This is a genomic window from Boseongicola sp. (genome assembly GCF_057460485.1).
This window is the reverse complement of record NZ_JBVCWP010000011.1, coordinates 1-13,924: the sequence shown is the minus strand read 5'-3', so window position 1 is coordinate 13,924 and position 13,924 is coordinate 1. Positions and strand designations below refer to the sequence as shown.

Genomic DNA, 13,924 nt, shown 5'->3' with positions numbered 1-13,924 from the left:
ACTTACGATGCCTGGCTGTTGCGCTCGATGTAGCCGCGCAGGTCTTCTGCTTCGTTGCGGGCGTTTCGCAAACCTTCCATTGCCGCGTTCAGTTCGGCTTCGGTTTGCGCCATTCGGTTGGAAAGCTCGGCCTCGCGTTGCTGCATATAGGTGACCGCCTGATCGCGTTCTTCCTCGGCCCGATGCAACTCCTGCGCCATCCGGTCCAAATCATCCATGTCCGAGCGCGTGACCCGTGTGATCCTACTAATCAGCCAATGCGCAAACCAACCGGCCATGAAGGCAACGAAAAGAATAGCGGCTGTGGCAAAAATGAGCTCGGTGCCATTCATTGGCTGGCATCCTCTACGGCAGCGTTGGCGCCGGTATCTTCCCCCACCGGTTCCGGCAGCACAAGGCGGAATTCGATTCGTCTGTTCGCCTCGCGTCCGACATCTGTGTCATTGTCGGCAATGGCTTGGGTTTCGCCGTAGCCTTTCGCCGTAAGATTTGATGTCAAAACGCGACGCGCCATAATCGCGTTCAAAACGGCGTCCGCGCGCGCTTGGGACAACTGCTGGTTCATCACTTCGCGTCCTTGACTATCGGTGTGTCCGCCGATCTCGATCTTCACGGTTTGACAGTCGCGCAGCAGATCGGAAATCGAGTCAATCGTGGCCATCGCATCATCTTCAATGTCTGTTGAAGACGGGGCAAAAGTGATCTTCTGCTGAGCGACTGCAGCGTTAATCTGCTCGACACATTCTTCTGGCGTCGGCAATGCCGCGAGTGGATCGAGGGCTTCAGAATACCTGACGTCCAGAGCGAAATTAGCACCCTCGGGCAGCTTCGAGGAAAGAATACGTGTGATTTCAGCGCGCGCTTCCTGTCGACCTGAAACACCTGAGATCTTGATGCTATCGGTCGTTACAATCGCGGCTCCGTTATTCAAAAGAGCAAGGGATTCCAAAGCCGCCAAAACACGGGTCGGCCATCCGGACGGCAGCGAGGTATCGGTCCGCGTTGCAGGGTAGACATTACTCGACCCGAAATGAGCGGCGGCGAAATTACGGACAGCGGTTTGCGTCAAATCATCTCCAAGGCGTCCACGCAATTGAACCAGCCCCTCGGGCGAGCGTGTGGCGACGAATTCCGGTTGCGCTCCGTCCTCGGCAATCTGGCTGTCGTTCTCAAGGCGGACTGCGCTGAGGGAAAAGACGTCCGGAAGTTCCCCTTCAAGCTCGCCAATTGCGCGATCAAATAGGACTTGCTGTGTGCCTTGCGCAGCGACAAGCGAAATGTCGGCATTGGAAAGCGTAACGGTGCCCGAGCCGATTGCATTCAGGGCGTTAATGCTGGCGGCTGCGGCCTCGGCCCACTGGGTTGATGGGGTGCCTAAACCCAGCGGGCATGCGATGTCTCCGGTCAAGCCGGCCGAAATGGCGGCTGCCAGAATGGTGTCGCGGGCTTGTTCTGTGTCCGCAGAGCAGGCATCGAACCTTGCGCCGTTCGTGTCTTTCAAAAACCGCAGCGTAAAGGGAGCGATTACCGGGCGTGGTGAGGTGATATTTAACGCCAGTGCGACGCCGGAGGGCGCATCGCGGTTTAGTTCACGTTCTATCCGGCGTTTGGCGTCCGGATCGATAGCAGCAGCCGTGATCGCCACGCGGTTAGGCGAAATAGAAACCTTGGAGCGGGGCAAAGTTTCGAGCGCATTGAGACCAAAAGTCAAAGCACGCTCCCATCCGGGCGGCGGGGCATAGTCGGCACTTTCCAGCAGATCGGTGATCTGCGCGGTGCTGGCAATGCGACGGGCGCGCTCAAGTATGGTGGCGGGATCGGATTCAGTTGGCACAAGTCCGATCAGAGAAATGCCGTTATCGTTTTTTAGGATCTCGATTGAAAAATCCGGCGCGACCAAGGCTGCAGTCGCTGTTACATCCATGCGATCGCTAATGCGGGACGCGTCTACAATCCGGCCCGCGGCTGAAAGCGCCCCGAAACGTGTGGCCTCATTCGGAGCCGTCCCAAAAAGTGCGACCTGAAGGCCATCCGTCGTGACTTCCGCCCAATCGTTCCCACTTTGCGACAGAACCAGCCCGATGTCGGTCGCAGTCTTTTGTTCAATCCGTTCCTTCGCCCAGAACGCGACGCCCAGACAACCGGCTCCCGCGATCAAGATCGCCAGAGCATGGGGCAAATAGGATTTCAAATCGATGGGTGAGGTTGCGCTCATGTCGCTTTGTTAGTCCGCTCGGCGGGGCACTGCAATCACGCGAAATACGCAACGGCAAGAAATAGCACAGGGATAAGGCCCGCGTTTCGGTTTGAGCGGAACAGCGCGAGGCATTTGGCGGGATCGTCGATGTCAAGTCGGCTGAGCTGCCACATCATGTGCCACCCGAAAGCCCAGACTCCTGCGAGCGCGATAGCCAGCTGAAGCGGGTTGACGGTTGGGGCAAGGGCAAGTACCAACCCGGCCCCTAAGAGCGAGACGGTCGCGGCCATGAACCATTTAAGCCATTTCGACGTGTTTTGGCCAAACAAGCGGGCGGTGGATTTGACGCCGATCAAGGCGTCGTCTTCGGTATCTTGATGCGCGTAAATGGTGTCGTAAAACAGCGTCCAGAAAATGCCGCCGGTATAGATCAGAACGGGCGCCCACCCAAGCGAACCAGTGGCAGCCGCCCAAGCCAAAAGCGCCCCCCAGTTGAAGGCAAGGCCCAGAAATATTTGCGGCCACCAAGTGAACCGCTTGGCGAACGGATAGATACAAACCAGAGCGAGCGACCCAAAGCCAAGCCAGATGGCTGTCCAAGAGAAAGTGAGGAGAATGCTAAAGGCAATCAATGCCTGGGCGGCCATCCACAGGGCCGCCCCTTTGACGGAGACTTGGCCAGAGGGGATAGGACGTGACCGAGTACGCGCGACCGCAGCGTCAAAATTGCGGTCGGAGATATCGTTCCAGGTGCAGCCGGCGCCGCGCATAAGCCAGGCTCCAATGCTGCAGCCAAGGGCGATCCAAAGATGCAGTGTGGTGAACCGGCCTTCTGCGAGGGCCGCCACCGCAATGCTCCAAAAACAGGGGATCAAAAGCAGCCACGTGCCAATAGGCCGGTCCGCACGGCTAAGTCGCAGATAAGGGCGTGTTGGCGCAGGAGCGATGGTATCGACCCAATTCCCCTTAACTGCGTCGGCGACCTGCCCTGTGCCTTTGGTCTCTGGCGTCCCGCCCGTCCCGGTCATATGATCTGATCCCATGAAAACTGCGAAAGTTCGTCTCTTTGTAGATCAGCCCCTGGGACAGGGGCAATCGGTTGTTCTGGAACCCAAACAGGCACATTACCTTTTTGCGGTCATGCGCCTTGGACTTGGCGATCCGGTTGCCGTTTTTAACGGTCGCGACGGAGAATTTCGCAGCGAAGTCACACATGCGGGCAAACGCGGTGGGGAACTCGTTTGTAGCATTCAAACGTCACCGCAATCCAATCCGCCCGATCTGTGGCTGATGTTTGCCCCGATCAAAAAGGCGCGCACTGATTTTATCGTCGAAAAGGCAGTCGAAATGGGCGCTGGGCGGATCGTGCCGGTGCAGACAGCGTTCACCAATTCCGAGCGTATCCGGCAGGATCGGTTGCAGGCGCATGCGGTTGAGGCGGCCGAGCAATGTGGTGCAACCTTTGTCCCCGAAGTTGCAGAACTGCAAAAACTCGACCGGCTCATGTCGAATTGGCCGGCCGAGCGACGCTTGATGTTTTGCGATGAGACGCGCGCCGGTGAAGCTGCTGGCCTCCCGGATGCTTCTGGGCCCTGGGCGATCCTGATCGGGCCGGAGGGCGGCTTTTCTGACGCCGAGCGGGCGCGGCTGGGCAAGATGGAACTGGCTTACCCCGTCGCGCTTGGGCCGCGCATCCTGCGCGCTGATACCGCAGCGGTTGCAGCATTGACGGTTTGGCAAAAAGCGCTTGGGGATTGGGGATGACAGCCCCTCATGTGCGATTGCATTTGTTCTTTGCCACCGAGAACGACCGTGCCGTGATTTTACGGCAGGGTCCGTCGACGCAGTGCCGGATGATCCTTTGGCATCGGGACACGGATACATTTAAAGATGGGCAGTGGATCAAGCAGCGTATTTATCTCGACCGGTGCGATTTGTCCCCTGATGGCCAGCATTTCATCTATTTCACGCTGAGCGGACATTGGTCCGATGAGAGTGAAGGGGCCTATTCGGTGGTTTCACGGCCGCCCTATTTTACTGCTCTGTCAGTATTTCCAGAGGGTTCGACATGGGGGGGCGGCGGGCGTTTTGTTGACGATAAAAGGTTTGTAGCGACTGGCGGGAAGGACCTTATTGGGCGGAGCAAAGGCCTTGTGCGGCTTGAGAGAAAAGAAAGCACTAAGACCAATCCAACGGGTCTTTACCGCCGTGATGGCAAGCCGGCAAAAGTATCCGACGAGCAGGCAGCGAGAGTATCCGCGCCCGTCGCGCGGTCACTGGGCGTTGCTTTGGATCGCTATGATACAATGGGCGGTAAGCTTTATCGACGCGTTGGCAATGACGTCGAGATGATCCGAGACTTTACGGAAATGGCGTTCGAGCGCGTCCGAGCACCCTATGATTGGCGGGAAGAAAGCCTCAAGTTGGAACCGTCCCTTTGGCATCCGTTGGATCGTGAGCCGCAACGATGAGCTTTATTCGTCCCCAAGCACGCCAAACCCTAATGCGTTGGCGGGAAGCTATTGTTGGGATCGCATTTGATGGTGTCGGTTTGGCAACGGTTCTTGGGCCAACACGGGCGCATCTGATTTTTGGTGTCCTGATGATGAGCCTTGGCTCAATCCTGATGTATATCGGGATACAGCGCGCGCGTTTTCGCACGCAGGGCGGCGGCGCTGGGGTTGTTGAAGTGGACGAGCGCCAGATCTCATATTTTGGCCCCCGGATTGGGGGAGCGGTTGCTCTGGAAGATCTTGTGCGGATTGCGACTGTGCCGCCGCATTCGTGGGAACTCGCCGACGCTCAGGGTAAGACGCTGACGATCCCCGTTGACGCGGAAGGGACCGAGGCGCTCTTTGACTCATTTTCCGCATTGCCCGGCTTAAGCACGTCTCGATTGGTCGATGCGGCGCGGGTTCGTCCGCTTACACGCACAACTGTGTGGGAAAAACCACTGAGGCGCTTGAGTTGACTTCACGCGCCTTTCGGGCAACTCACGCACTCTGACAACGAGCATCAAGGGGATCGCATATGTCCATTCCACAATCCGGCGGCGGGCCAATCGAGCGGCACGAGCAACTTGCTGAATACCTTGCTGCGGGCTGTAAGCCCAAAGAGGACTGGCGGATCGGAACCGAGCACGAGAAGTTCGGCTACTGCCGCGATACTTTGAAGCCACTTCCGTATGAAGGTGAGCGGTCAATCCGCGCCATGCTTGAGGGCCTGCGGGATCGCTATGGTTGGGCGCCGGTACTTGAAGGCGGTAAGATTATTGGACTTGAAAAGAACGGCGCGAATGTCTCGCTCGAGCCCGGGGGTGCGCTGGAGCTTTCCGGAGCGCCGCTGGAGACGATCCACCAGACCTGCGATGAGGTGAACGTCCATCTGGACGAAGTGCGGACCATAGCGCGGGAAATCGGTGTTCGCTTCATTGGTTTAGGTGCTGCGCCGCACTGGTCGCACGAAGAGATGCCCCTTATGCCAAAGGGCCGCTACAAGCTGATGGACAGCTATATGCAAAAGGTTGGCACCATGGGGACGTCGATGATGAGGCGGACTTGCACAGTGCAGGTGAACCTCGATTTCGGCTCGGAAGCCGACATGGTGACGAAGCTTCGTGTCGCCCTGGCATTGCAGCCGGTCGCAACGGCTTTGTTTGCGAATTCGCCGTTCTTTGAGGGTGAGTTGAATGGCCATAAGTCATGGCGTAGCCGCATCTGGCGCGACCTTGATGCGGACCGTACGGGCACGCTGCCTTTTGTTTTTGAGGATGGTTTCGGGTTCGAGCGCTATGTGGAGTATGCGCTTGATGTACCTATGTATTTTGTCTACCGCGACGGTGTTTATGTGGACGCGCTGGGCATGTCATTCCGGGACTTCATGAAGGGCGAACTGCCCGCGCTGCCGGGTGAATTGCCGAGGCTATCTGATTGGGCGGATCATCTTACAACCATCTTTCCTGAAGCGCGCTTAAAGCAGTTTATTGAGATGCGGGGCGCGGACGGCGGACCTTGGCGGCGGCTGTGTGCTTTGCCGGCTTTGTGGGTCGGGCTGTGCTATGATCAAGGGGCTTTGGACGCGGCTTGGGACTTGGTGAAGGACTGGGATGCAGAGGCGCGGGAGGCTTGGCGCGTGCAGGCGTCTGTTGGCGGGCTTGAGGCCGAAGTGAACGGGTTGAAGATGCACGATCTTGCACGGCAAGTTGTTGATATTGCGCAGCAAGGTTTGAAGGCGCGCGCGATGCCGGGAGCCGGCGGATTGCTGCCGGATGAGACGCACTTCCTCAACGCTTTGAACGACAGTCTTGAAAGCGGAGAATTGCCTGCGGACGAGTTGATCCGGCGGTATAAGACGGATTGGAACGGTGACGTGACGCGGGTCTTCGAGGAATATTCCTACTGATTTTTCAGGCGTTTGGCTGAATCGCTAAGCAACGGTCGCATCAGATGCGCCACACGCAATGCAGGAAGTCGCCAACGCCTTAAAGCGTTGGGATTATCGATGTCGGTATCGCGTCGGTGTAACGTCGGTGCGCGATGTAGCGAGGGGCGCCGGAACTATGAGATATGGTGCTGCGTTACCAAAGGGTTCCGGGATGTTAACGGATTTATGACGTTGTGCCTCTGAGGCAAAACCAAAGCGCTATTGGGACGATCGGGCACGGGTTCTGCGCGGTTCGATCCAGTCAATCAAGAGAACGGCAACGGGCATTGAAGCGGCCTGTGCTCCCAGACCCGTGAGTGGGACTGTTGGGGTGGGGTATCATTCTGGCCGCGTCGCAGCGCCCAGCGAAAGGCAAGCGCTCGGAAAGTCAGACAGGTCGGGGCACCGAGGACAGCGCCGACGACGGCCATGCCGAACAAGAATAAGACGTTTCCAGGGGTGATGTCGAATGACGCCCCGATGAGCCGAAAAACAAAGCATGGCAAAGCAACATTGAACGCAGCGACGAGCAGCGTGGTTATGAAAGCCCTGCGATTGATGGGGTGAAATCTGTCACGCTCTTCGGATATTCTGATCATTTCTGACATCGCTGAAATAGCCACTCAAAAAAAGCGGCGCTAACCGACTTTTGGAATGAAACGGGCGATGCCAGCGCCAAGCTTGATTGCGCCGTGTTGCGCCACGCGGGAGATGTCTTGCTACGCCTTGTCAAAAAGCCCCATCGTTTTGAGCGTGACGGCGATGCGGTCTTTGACATCGGTGGGTGTTTGGTCGGGTTCGGCCTCGTCCGCGACGCGCTGAAGGGCGACCACAGTGGGCGCGTATTCGCGTTCGCAGCGCGCGCCAAGCCGGCGTTCGACGGTGACCAGTTTCCAGCTTTTCAGTTCCTTGATGCCCGTGAAAACATTGGAGCGCGCCATGTTAAGCGTCTCGGCGATCTCGTCTGCGGGAGGTGGCGTGGGGCTTCGCTGCAAAAGCGCTTGGATTTGCGCGACGGACCGGTTTGTGCCCCACGTCGCGCCCATCTCTGCCCAGTGGAGAATGAAGTCCTGCATGGCGGGTGTGAGGTGCACGGTTTATCCGCTGCCAGTCATTTCTGTTTAAACTGAAATAACAGAATAGGCGGAAGAGTAAGGCGGTTTGGGTTCAGTTTAGTCGATCACGACCCCCAAAACGAAGTCGGTCACTTTGGCTTCGGTCATTTCGCAGGGCTTCAAAAGAGCCTGACCGGTCGCAAGGCGGAAGAGGTTGAAGCTGATGTAGTCGTTGCCGCCCAGTTCCTCGGCCTCAAATTTCTGGCTGCGGCCAGCCGCCATTTGCGTTTTCGTGATGCGGTAGCGGCGGCCCTGATAGGTGCCGCCGTAGCCACCCGTTGGAAGGGCGTCGAAGGTTTCGATAAATCCGGGTGTCACTCGCGGTCGACCCTTGGAATGGAGGTGGGCGAGAGGCTTTCGTCGTCGCCGGACCACGCGGCAATACCGCCGTTGTCGAGGGGGTCGGGACCGAATTGGTTGGGGCCGTCCGTTCCGGGCATAACATAGAGGATCAGGAGTGCGATCGACCCGATCACCGGGACAAGCATCAAGAGCATCCACCAGCCGGAAAGGTCGCGATCGTGCAGGCGGCGCACGGCGACGGTGATGAAGGGGATAAACATCGCAAGGTTGAAGAGTGCGGACAGCGGGCCAAAGCCACCCACGCTGAACAGCAACGCATCGACCGGAGCCAGGGCGATGGTGACCAGAACGTACAAGAGCCAGAAGTACCAATATTGCGAACGTGATGCACGGCCATCTATGGAGAAGTATTTTTCTTTGAGGCAGGTGATGACGGCTTGTTTAAAGGTCATTTGGTCACTCCGGGGCGTCTGATTGGGCTCTTTTCCGCCCGACTTTGGGTTCGGTCCCATTCAGGATGCGGGCGATGTTTTCGCGGTGACGCCACCAGACGAAGACGGCCATGACGGCCAGGACGGCGGCTTTGTCAGTGTGTCCTAGGGCAAGCGCGGCGATGGGCGTCAAGGCAGGGGCCATGATGCCTCCCAAGGATGAAATGCGGAAGATTGCGAAAGTGACGAGCCAGATCAGGCAGGCGGCCGCTCCGATGATCGCAGACAGGGCAAGTACCGTTCCAAGGAAGGTGGCGACGCCCTTGCCGCCTTTGAAGCCAAGCCAGATGGGATAAAGGTGGCCAAGGAAAGCGGCGAGGGCGGCGACTTGCGCGGCGTCTTCTCCGATTGCGGCGCGGGCGATCAGGACTGCGATGCCGCCTTTTGCGCCGTCGAGGAGGACGGTGAGGGCGGCTGCGACTTTGGACCCTGAGCGCAGGACGTTTGTGGCACCAATATTACCTGAGCCGATGCTGCGGGGGTCGGCGAGGCCGAAAATGCGGGAGACAACGATGCCGAATGGCACGGTCCCGAGGACGTAAGAGAGCGCGGCGACGAGGAGCAGGATCAAGCCGGATGTCTCGATGAGTGGCATGGGGCTTTGTGTCTCCTGCGCGCTTTGGCTTTCTCGGACATTATCTGGCGAAGGGGGCTAGGCGCAACTTAGCTTTTCGTGCGGCTATGGTTCAGGAAATACAGAGATGCCGGCAACCCATGTGCCAAGCACGCGGCCTTCCATGCGGGCTTCGTCAAACGGGGTGTTCTTCGATTTCGAGCGCAGTTTGGAACGATCCATGACGAAAGGCGCGTCGGGGTCGAAGAGAACGAGATCGGCGGGCGCTCCGGCCGAAAGGCGTCCGGTATCGAGGCCCAGACGCTGCGAGGGGGCGAGCGACAGAGCGCGCCAAAGCGTGGGCAGGTCGATGTGGCCGTTGTGAAACAGACGCATGGCGGCAGGCAGAAGCGTTTCGAGGCCGACGGCGCCGGAGGCAGCTTCGGCGAACGGCAGGCGCTTGCTTTCTTCGTCCTGTGGTGTGTGCATGGACGAGATCACGTCGATCAGGCCGGTACCGACGGCCTCGACAGCGGCAAGACGGTCGTCTTCAGACCTGAGTGGCGGTTTGACTTTGAAGAAGGTGCGGAAGTCGCCGACGTCAAGTTCGTTGAGCGTCAGGTGATGGATCGAGACACCAGCGGTGATGTTGAGGCCTGAATTGCGGGCACGCGACAGGCGGCGAAGCGCGCGGGCGGTTGTAATCTGGTCGGCGTGATAGCGCGCCTTGGTCATCTCAACGATGGCGATATCGCGGTCCAGGCCCATGCGTTCGGCCATTGGCGATACGGCAGGCAGGCCTTTGAGGGAGGCGAATTTGCCGCTGGTGGCGGCAGCGCCGGCAGAGAGAATCGGTTCTTGCGGGTGGCCAATGATGAGGGCGCCAAGCGAAGTCGCGTAGGTCATGCAGCGTGTCAGGACCTTAGTGTCGGTGACAACGCTGTCGCAATCGGTGAAAGCGACGGCGCCTGCGTCCATGAGAAAGCCGATCTCGGCCATTTCACGGCCCTGACGACCGCGGGTCAGGGCGGCCATGGGAAGAACGCGGACGGGCGAGGCCTCGTTGGCGCGGCGGCGGACGAATTCGAGGGTCTCGGGCGTGTCTATGGCGGGTGTTGTATCGGGGCGGGTGACCATGGTGGTGACACCTCCGGCGGCGGCCGCGAGGCCTGCGGAACGGAAGCTTTCCTTGTGGCGTTCGCCGGGTTCCGAAACCTTCACGCCGATGTCGACAATGCCGGGGGCAAGGCATTTGCCGTTGCAGTCAATAATCTGCGCGTCGTCCATGCCTGTCGGTCCGGCAATCTTGCCGTCGCGTATGGCGAGCGTTCCGATAGTGTCGGTTCCGGCCTGCGCGTCGATCAGGCGAGCGTTCTTAAAGAGAATTGCGGACATCCGGAGCCTTTGGGTCAGAGGACGAAGTACAAAACGAGAGCGGCAGCGATAATAAGAGCGCCGAGTGCGCCGATCCAGGATCGACCTGCCAACGGAATAGGACGCGCGTGGCCCTTTCCGGGCGGCAAATCCCCTTCGGCGCTCTTGCGGGAGGTCATTGGTGTTGCCGGGGCGGCGGCCTCCTCGGTGAAGACACCGATGAAACGCAGCGCAGGGCTCGCGTTGAGGGATTGCTCGAGGCCTTTGAATGCGGAGGTCGGGATCAGGACGATCAGTCCCTTGAGCGCGTCGAGGGCGGCGCCTTTGCCTGCAAGGTCGGCTTTTGCAATGCCATAGCCCGACATCAGGTACTGGCGCAGGCCGATACTTTCGACGGCGCTTGATGAAATGACTTCAACTTTGTCGGGGTCGAGGTCGATGTTGGTGCCCAGAAGGCGATGGACGTTCTGCGCGGTGATGTTGGACGCGTCTTCGGGGTCAAGCTCGGTGGAAAACAGCCGAACTTTGCCAAACTCAGTGGCGGCAACGTGGTTGGGATCGAAATTGGTCATATAGGGGTAACCTCCTCGCCCGTCTTGATAGCACGGATCAGGCGGTAAACGGCCGTGCCATCAATGATGCCTTCAAAGCCTTTCTGACGTGTTTGGCGGTCACCATCGCTGTCGGTGTATTGGTCAAACCCGAAGTAAATTGAGGCGAGGCCTTTGCGGTTTTCCTGTATTTCAACCTGCGTGTCGGATGTGATGGGAACCACGTCCATATTCCGTTTCCAGTAGCGCGTGGCGATATAGCCCGCGCGATTGGTAAGCGCAAAGCGCGTGTGGGTCGGCGTCATGTAGTCGTGGAGCCATGTGCCGAAAACGAGGCCTCCACCGACCGCAAGAAAGGGTATGCCGAAAGCGGTGAGAAAAATGCCAAGGCCAAAGTCCCAAATCCCGCCAAGACTGAACAGATGTCCAAGTCCCATGCCGGAAACAAAAAGCCCCGCGCCAAGGAAAGGGATCCCAAAGGCGGTCATGAAGGCGTTGCGAATCCAGTTCCATTGGCCGGACGCAGGCGCGCCTTGCCAGAGCAAGCGCTCGTCTTTTTGAAACCAGTCTTCCCAAGCATCCTGCATTCTACGCACTGACCCCCTTCGGCGCGGCGCGGGCGGTCTTCAGATTGTCAGCGAGAAGTTTCATCGCGGCCATGCGCACGGCAACGCCCATTTCGACCTGATCCTGAATAACCGAGCGGTTGATGTCGTCAGCAATCGTGCCGTCAATCTCGACTCCACGGTTCATCGGACCGGGGTGCATAACAATGGCGTCGTCTTTGGCGAATGCAAGTTTTGCAGCATCGAGGCCGAAGCGGTGGAAGTATTCGCGTTCGGACGGGATGAACGCGCCATCCATCCGTTCTTTCTGGAGACGAAGCATTATGACGACATCGGCGTCTTTCAGGCCTGCGCGCATGTCATCGTAAACCTCGACGCCCCATTCGGCAGCGCCAGCGGGCATGAGGGTTGGAGGTCCAACAAGGCGCACGCGGCTTTCCATTTTGCCCAGGAGCCAGATGTTGGAACGGGCAACGCGGCTATGGGCGATGTCACCGCAGATGGCGACGGTGAGGCGGTGCAGGCGGCCCTTAGCGCGGCGAATTGTGAGCGCGTCGAGAAGGGCTTGGGTAGGGTGCTCGTGGCGGCCATCTCCGGCGTTCAGGACGGCACAGTTTACTTTTTGCGCCAGAAGATTGACGGCGCCGCTATCGGGATGGCGCACCACGAGGAGATCGGGGTGCATAGCGTTGAGAGTGAGCGCGGTGTCGATCAGGGTTTCGCCCTTTTTGACCGAGGAAGCCTGCATATGCATGTTCATTACGTCTGCGCCGAGGCGTTTTCCGGCAAGCTCGAAGCTGGCCTGGGTACGCGTCGAGTTCTCAAAGAACATATTGATCTGGGTGAGGCCCTGAAGGGCGCTGTCATGCTTGTCGGCGCTGCGATTGAGATCGACATAGGTCTCGGCAAGGTCGAGCAGCGTTGTGATTTCGTCAGGGGCGAGGTCTTCGATCCCCAGAAGGTGGCGGGCGCGAAACGACATGGGCGGCTTCCTTCGATTTTGCGGTGTATAGGACGTCTTTTGGTCTGAGAAAAGTCGGTTTGGCAGAGTTTACCTTTCGCGGCCTTGGGCATAGCGTCGCTGCATGGGATTCTGGGAGATGAAAGCCGCGCTGGAATGGCAGATCGCCATGGGCGCCGACGAGGCAATCGCGGAAGAAGCGATTGATCGCTATGCTTTGGAAACACCTGTTGCGAAAGCGAAGGCTGCGGCAGGGCCGGACACACCGATTTCGCAGCAGATCGATGCAGTTGCCGCGGCGCAAGCTGCCGCTGACTCGGCGAGCGATCTTGCCGGGCTTGAGGCGGCGGTGGCGGCGTTTGAGCACTGCGAATTGAAGCAGGGCGCGCGTCAGCTTGTTTTTGCAGATGGGCAGGCGCAAGCACGGGTGATGATCATCGGCGAGGCGCCGGGTCGCGACGAGGATATGCAGGGCAAACCATTTGTAGGCCGAGCCGGGCAGCTACTTGATCTAATGTTCCGCCAGATCGGTCTGTCGCGGGATGCGCCGGATGCAGGCGCGGCGCTTTACATCACCAATGTGCTGCCATGGCGGCCACCGCAGAACCGTGATCCGGAACCCGCCGAGATGGCAATGATGATGCCGTTTCTGCATCGACATATCGCACTTGTTGACCCGGATATCATCGTCGCCATGGGCAATCATGCTTGCGAGGCCCTATTGGGTCGCAAAGGAATTACGCGGCTGCGTGGGGCGTGGAGTGAAGCTGTCGGCAAACCTGTTCTTCCTATGTTTCACCCGGCTTATTTGCTGCGCAGCCCGAGTGCCAAGCGAGATGCCTGGGCTGATTTACTGAGTTTGCAGGCGCGACTTCGGGAGAAATCATGAGCCGTATTGACGATACCCGCGACTTTATTGCGGTGCGGATCGCCGTTCTGACGGTCAGCGACACCCGCACCCCGCAAGAGGACCGGTCTGGCGACCTTTTGGTCGAGCGCATCGAAGGGGCAGGGCATATATTGTCGACTCGCGACATTGTGACGGACGATCGCGATCTCATCGCGGCCAAGCTTCGGATGTGGTGTGGGGACGAGACCATCGATGTGATCGTGACGACGGGGGGCACGGGTCTGACGGGGCGCGATGTGACTGTGGAAGCGCACCGCGATGTATATGAGAAGGAGATCGACGCGTTTGCCACAGTTTTCACGCATGTATCAATGGCGAAAATTGGAACAAGTGCCGTGCAATCAAGGGCTTGCGGAGGCGTTGCTGAAGGTACGTATCTGTTTGCTTTGCCGGGGTCTCCGGGGGCATTCAGGGACGCCTGGGATGAAATTTTAGCCTATCAACTCGATTTCCGCCATCAGCCCTGCAACTTCGTGGAGAT

At 58.7% G+C, this 13,924-nt stretch carries 17 protein-coding genes; 6 read left to right on the top strand and 11 right to left on the bottom strand.

Annotated elements, in window-relative coordinates:
* Positions 1-2: 2 nt before the first annotated feature.
* The 3 genes from AC221Y_RS03180 to ubiA are packed head-to-tail and all read right to left on the bottom strand — an operon-like array spanning position 3 to position 3,225.
* The gene (locus AC221Y_RS03180) at positions 3-332 is read right to left on the bottom strand and encodes a hypothetical protein (RefSeq protein WP_299756581.1); all 330 of its coding nucleotides are present in this window, start codon (positions 330-332) and stop codon (positions 3-5) included.
* Complete coding sequence (locus AC221Y_RS03175; RefSeq protein ID WP_299756579.1) at positions 329-2,215, bottom strand: OmpA family protein; 1,887 nt, start codon at positions 2,213-2,215, stop codon at positions 329-331. The genes AC221Y_RS03180 and AC221Y_RS03175 overlap by 4 nt, the downstream gene beginning before the upstream one ends.
* 35 nt (positions 2,216-2,250) lie before the next feature.
* Positions 2,251-3,225 carry a 4-hydroxybenzoate octaprenyltransferase gene (ubiA, locus tag AC221Y_RS03170; protein WP_486706771.1) on the bottom strand — a complete coding sequence of 325 codons (975 nt, stop codon included), beginning with the start codon at positions 3,223-3,225 and terminating at the stop codon, positions 2,251-2,253.
* A 13-nt stretch (positions 3,226-3,238) separates the two neighbouring features.
* On the opposite strand from ubiA, the gene AC221Y_RS03165 reads away from it, so the two are divergent.
* Genes AC221Y_RS03165 through AC221Y_RS03150 form a run of 4 tightly spaced genes read left to right on the top strand, consistent with a single transcriptional unit; the run spans position 3,239 to position 6,598 of the window.
* The gene (locus AC221Y_RS03165) at positions 3,239-3,961 is read left to right on the top strand and encodes a 16S rRNA (uracil(1498)-N(3))-methyltransferase (protein WP_299756575.1); all 723 of its coding nucleotides are present in this window, start codon (positions 3,239-3,241) and stop codon (positions 3,959-3,961) included.
* Positions 3,958-4,668, top strand: a complete 711-nt coding sequence (locus AC221Y_RS03160) for a hypothetical protein (RefSeq protein WP_299756573.1) — start codon at positions 3,958-3,960, stop codon at positions 4,666-4,668. The genes AC221Y_RS03165 and AC221Y_RS03160 overlap by 4 nt, the downstream gene beginning before the upstream one ends.
* Positions 4,665-5,168: a hypothetical protein gene (locus AC221Y_RS03155; RefSeq protein WP_299756571.1), complete on the top strand. Its 504-nt coding sequence runs from the start codon at positions 4,665-4,667 to the stop codon at positions 5,166-5,168. The genes AC221Y_RS03160 and AC221Y_RS03155 overlap by 4 nt, the downstream gene beginning before the upstream one ends.
* Before the next feature lie 59 nt (positions 5,169-5,227).
* Positions 5,228-6,598, top strand: a complete 1,371-nt coding sequence (locus AC221Y_RS03150; protein WP_299756569.1) for a glutamate--cysteine ligase — start codon at positions 5,228-5,230, stop codon at positions 6,596-6,598.
* Between the two features lie 740 nt (positions 6,599-7,338).
* Here the strand turns inward: AC221Y_RS03150 and AC221Y_RS03145 are convergent.
* The 8 genes from AC221Y_RS03145 to AC221Y_RS03110 form a co-directional block, all read right to left on the bottom strand.
* Positions 7,339-7,713: a GbsR/MarR family transcriptional regulator gene (locus tag AC221Y_RS03145; protein ID WP_486706770.1), complete on the bottom strand. Its 375-nt coding sequence runs from the start codon at positions 7,711-7,713 to the stop codon at positions 7,339-7,341.
* A gap of 78 nt (positions 7,714-7,791) precedes the next feature.
* Positions 7,792-8,052, bottom strand: coding sequence for a hypothetical protein (locus AC221Y_RS03140; RefSeq protein WP_299756566.1), 261 nt, complete (start codon positions 8,050-8,052; stop codon positions 7,792-7,794).
* Positions 8,049-8,489 (bottom strand): DUF805 domain-containing protein, encoded by a 441-nt coding sequence (locus AC221Y_RS03135; RefSeq protein ID WP_299756565.1) that lies wholly within the window; start codon positions 8,487-8,489, stop codon positions 8,049-8,051. The genes AC221Y_RS03140 and AC221Y_RS03135 overlap by 4 nt, the downstream gene beginning before the upstream one ends.
* Before the next feature lie 4 nt (positions 8,490-8,493).
* Positions 8,494-9,123 carry a glycerol-3-phosphate 1-O-acyltransferase PlsY gene (plsY, locus tag AC221Y_RS03130; RefSeq protein ID WP_299756564.1) on the bottom strand — a complete coding sequence of 210 codons (630 nt, stop codon included), beginning with the start codon at positions 9,121-9,123 and terminating at the stop codon, positions 8,494-8,496.
* 84 nt (positions 9,124-9,207) lie between these two features.
* Positions 9,208-10,476 carry a dihydroorotase gene (gene pyrC / locus AC221Y_RS03125; RefSeq protein ID WP_299756563.1) on the bottom strand — a complete coding sequence of 423 codons (1,269 nt, stop codon included), beginning with the start codon at positions 10,474-10,476 and terminating at the stop codon, positions 9,208-9,210.
* 14 nt (positions 10,477-10,490) lie between these two features.
* The gene (locus tag AC221Y_RS03120; RefSeq protein WP_299756562.1) at positions 10,491-11,027 is read right to left on the bottom strand and encodes a hypothetical protein; all 537 of its coding nucleotides are present in this window, start codon (positions 11,025-11,027) and stop codon (positions 10,491-10,493) included.
* Positions 11,024-11,602, bottom strand: coding sequence for a hypothetical protein (locus tag AC221Y_RS03115; protein WP_486706769.1), 579 nt, complete (start codon positions 11,600-11,602; stop codon positions 11,024-11,026). Before AC221Y_RS03115 ends, AC221Y_RS03120 begins: the two co-directional genes overlap by 4 nt.
* Positions 11,595-12,554, bottom strand: coding sequence for an aspartate carbamoyltransferase catalytic subunit (locus AC221Y_RS03110; RefSeq protein WP_299756560.1), 960 nt, complete (start codon positions 12,552-12,554; stop codon positions 11,595-11,597). Before AC221Y_RS03110 ends, AC221Y_RS03115 begins: the two co-directional genes overlap by 8 nt.
* Before the next feature lie 118 nt (positions 12,555-12,672).
* Between AC221Y_RS03110 and AC221Y_RS03105 the strand changes: the two genes are divergently transcribed.
* Both AC221Y_RS03105 and AC221Y_RS03100 read left to right on the top strand, forming a co-directional pair.
* Positions 12,673-13,422 (top strand): uracil-DNA glycosylase, encoded by a 750-nt coding sequence (locus AC221Y_RS03105; RefSeq protein ID WP_486706768.1) that lies wholly within the window; start codon positions 12,673-12,675, stop codon positions 13,420-13,422.
* Positions 13,419-13,924, top strand: a 506-nt coding sequence (locus AC221Y_RS03100) for a molybdenum cofactor synthesis domain-containing protein (RefSeq protein ID WP_486706767.1), incomplete at its 3' end; no start/stop codon positions are given. The genes AC221Y_RS03105 and AC221Y_RS03100, both read left to right, overlap by 4 nt.

What these genes read in the sequence shown, in the direction of transcription:
- AC221Y_RS03180 (WP_299756581.1), bottom strand. Translation starts at nt 332, where the DNA reads ATGAATGGCACCGAGCTCATTTTTGCCACAGCCGCTATTCTTTTCGTT.
- AC221Y_RS03175 (WP_299756579.1), bottom strand. Translation starts at nt 2,215, where the DNA reads ATGAGCGCAACCTCACCCATCGATTTGAAATCCTATTTGCCCCATGCT.
- ubiA (WP_486706771.1), bottom strand. Translation starts at nt 3,225, where the DNA reads ATGACCGGGACGGGCGGGACGCCAGAGACCAAAGGCACAGGGCAGGTC.
- AC221Y_RS03165 (WP_299756575.1), top strand. Translation starts at nt 3,239, where the DNA reads ATGAAAACTGCGAAAGTTCGTCTCTTTGTAGATCAGCCCCTGGGACAG.
- AC221Y_RS03160 (WP_299756573.1), top strand. Translation starts at nt 3,958, where the DNA reads ATGACAGCCCCTCATGTGCGATTGCATTTGTTCTTTGCCACCGAGAAC.
- AC221Y_RS03155 (WP_299756571.1), top strand. Translation starts at nt 4,665, where the DNA reads ATGAGCTTTATTCGTCCCCAAGCACGCCAAACCCTAATGCGTTGGCGG.
- AC221Y_RS03150 (WP_299756569.1), top strand. Translation starts at nt 5,228, where the DNA reads ATGTCCATTCCACAATCCGGCGGCGGGCCAATCGAGCGGCACGAGCAA.
- AC221Y_RS03135 (WP_299756565.1), bottom strand. Translation starts at nt 8,489, where the DNA reads ATGACCTTTAAACAAGCCGTCATCACCTGCCTCAAAGAAAAATACTTC.
- plsY (WP_299756564.1), bottom strand. Translation starts at nt 9,123, where the DNA reads ATGCCACTCATCGAGACATCCGGCTTGATCCTGCTCCTCGTCGCCGCG.
- pyrC (WP_299756563.1), bottom strand. Translation starts at nt 10,476, where the DNA reads ATGTCCGCAATTCTCTTTAAGAACGCTCGCCTGATCGACGCGCAGGCC.
- AC221Y_RS03120 (WP_299756562.1), bottom strand. Translation starts at nt 11,027, where the DNA reads ATGACCAATTTCGATCCCAACCACGTTGCCGCCACTGAGTTTGGCAAA.
- AC221Y_RS03110 (WP_299756560.1), bottom strand. Translation starts at nt 12,554, where the DNA reads ATGTCGTTTCGCGCCCGCCACCTTCTGGGGATCGAAGACCTCGCCCCT.
- AC221Y_RS03105 (WP_486706768.1), top strand. Translation starts at nt 12,673, where the DNA reads ATGAAAGCCGCGCTGGAATGGCAGATCGCCATGGGCGCCGACGAGGCA.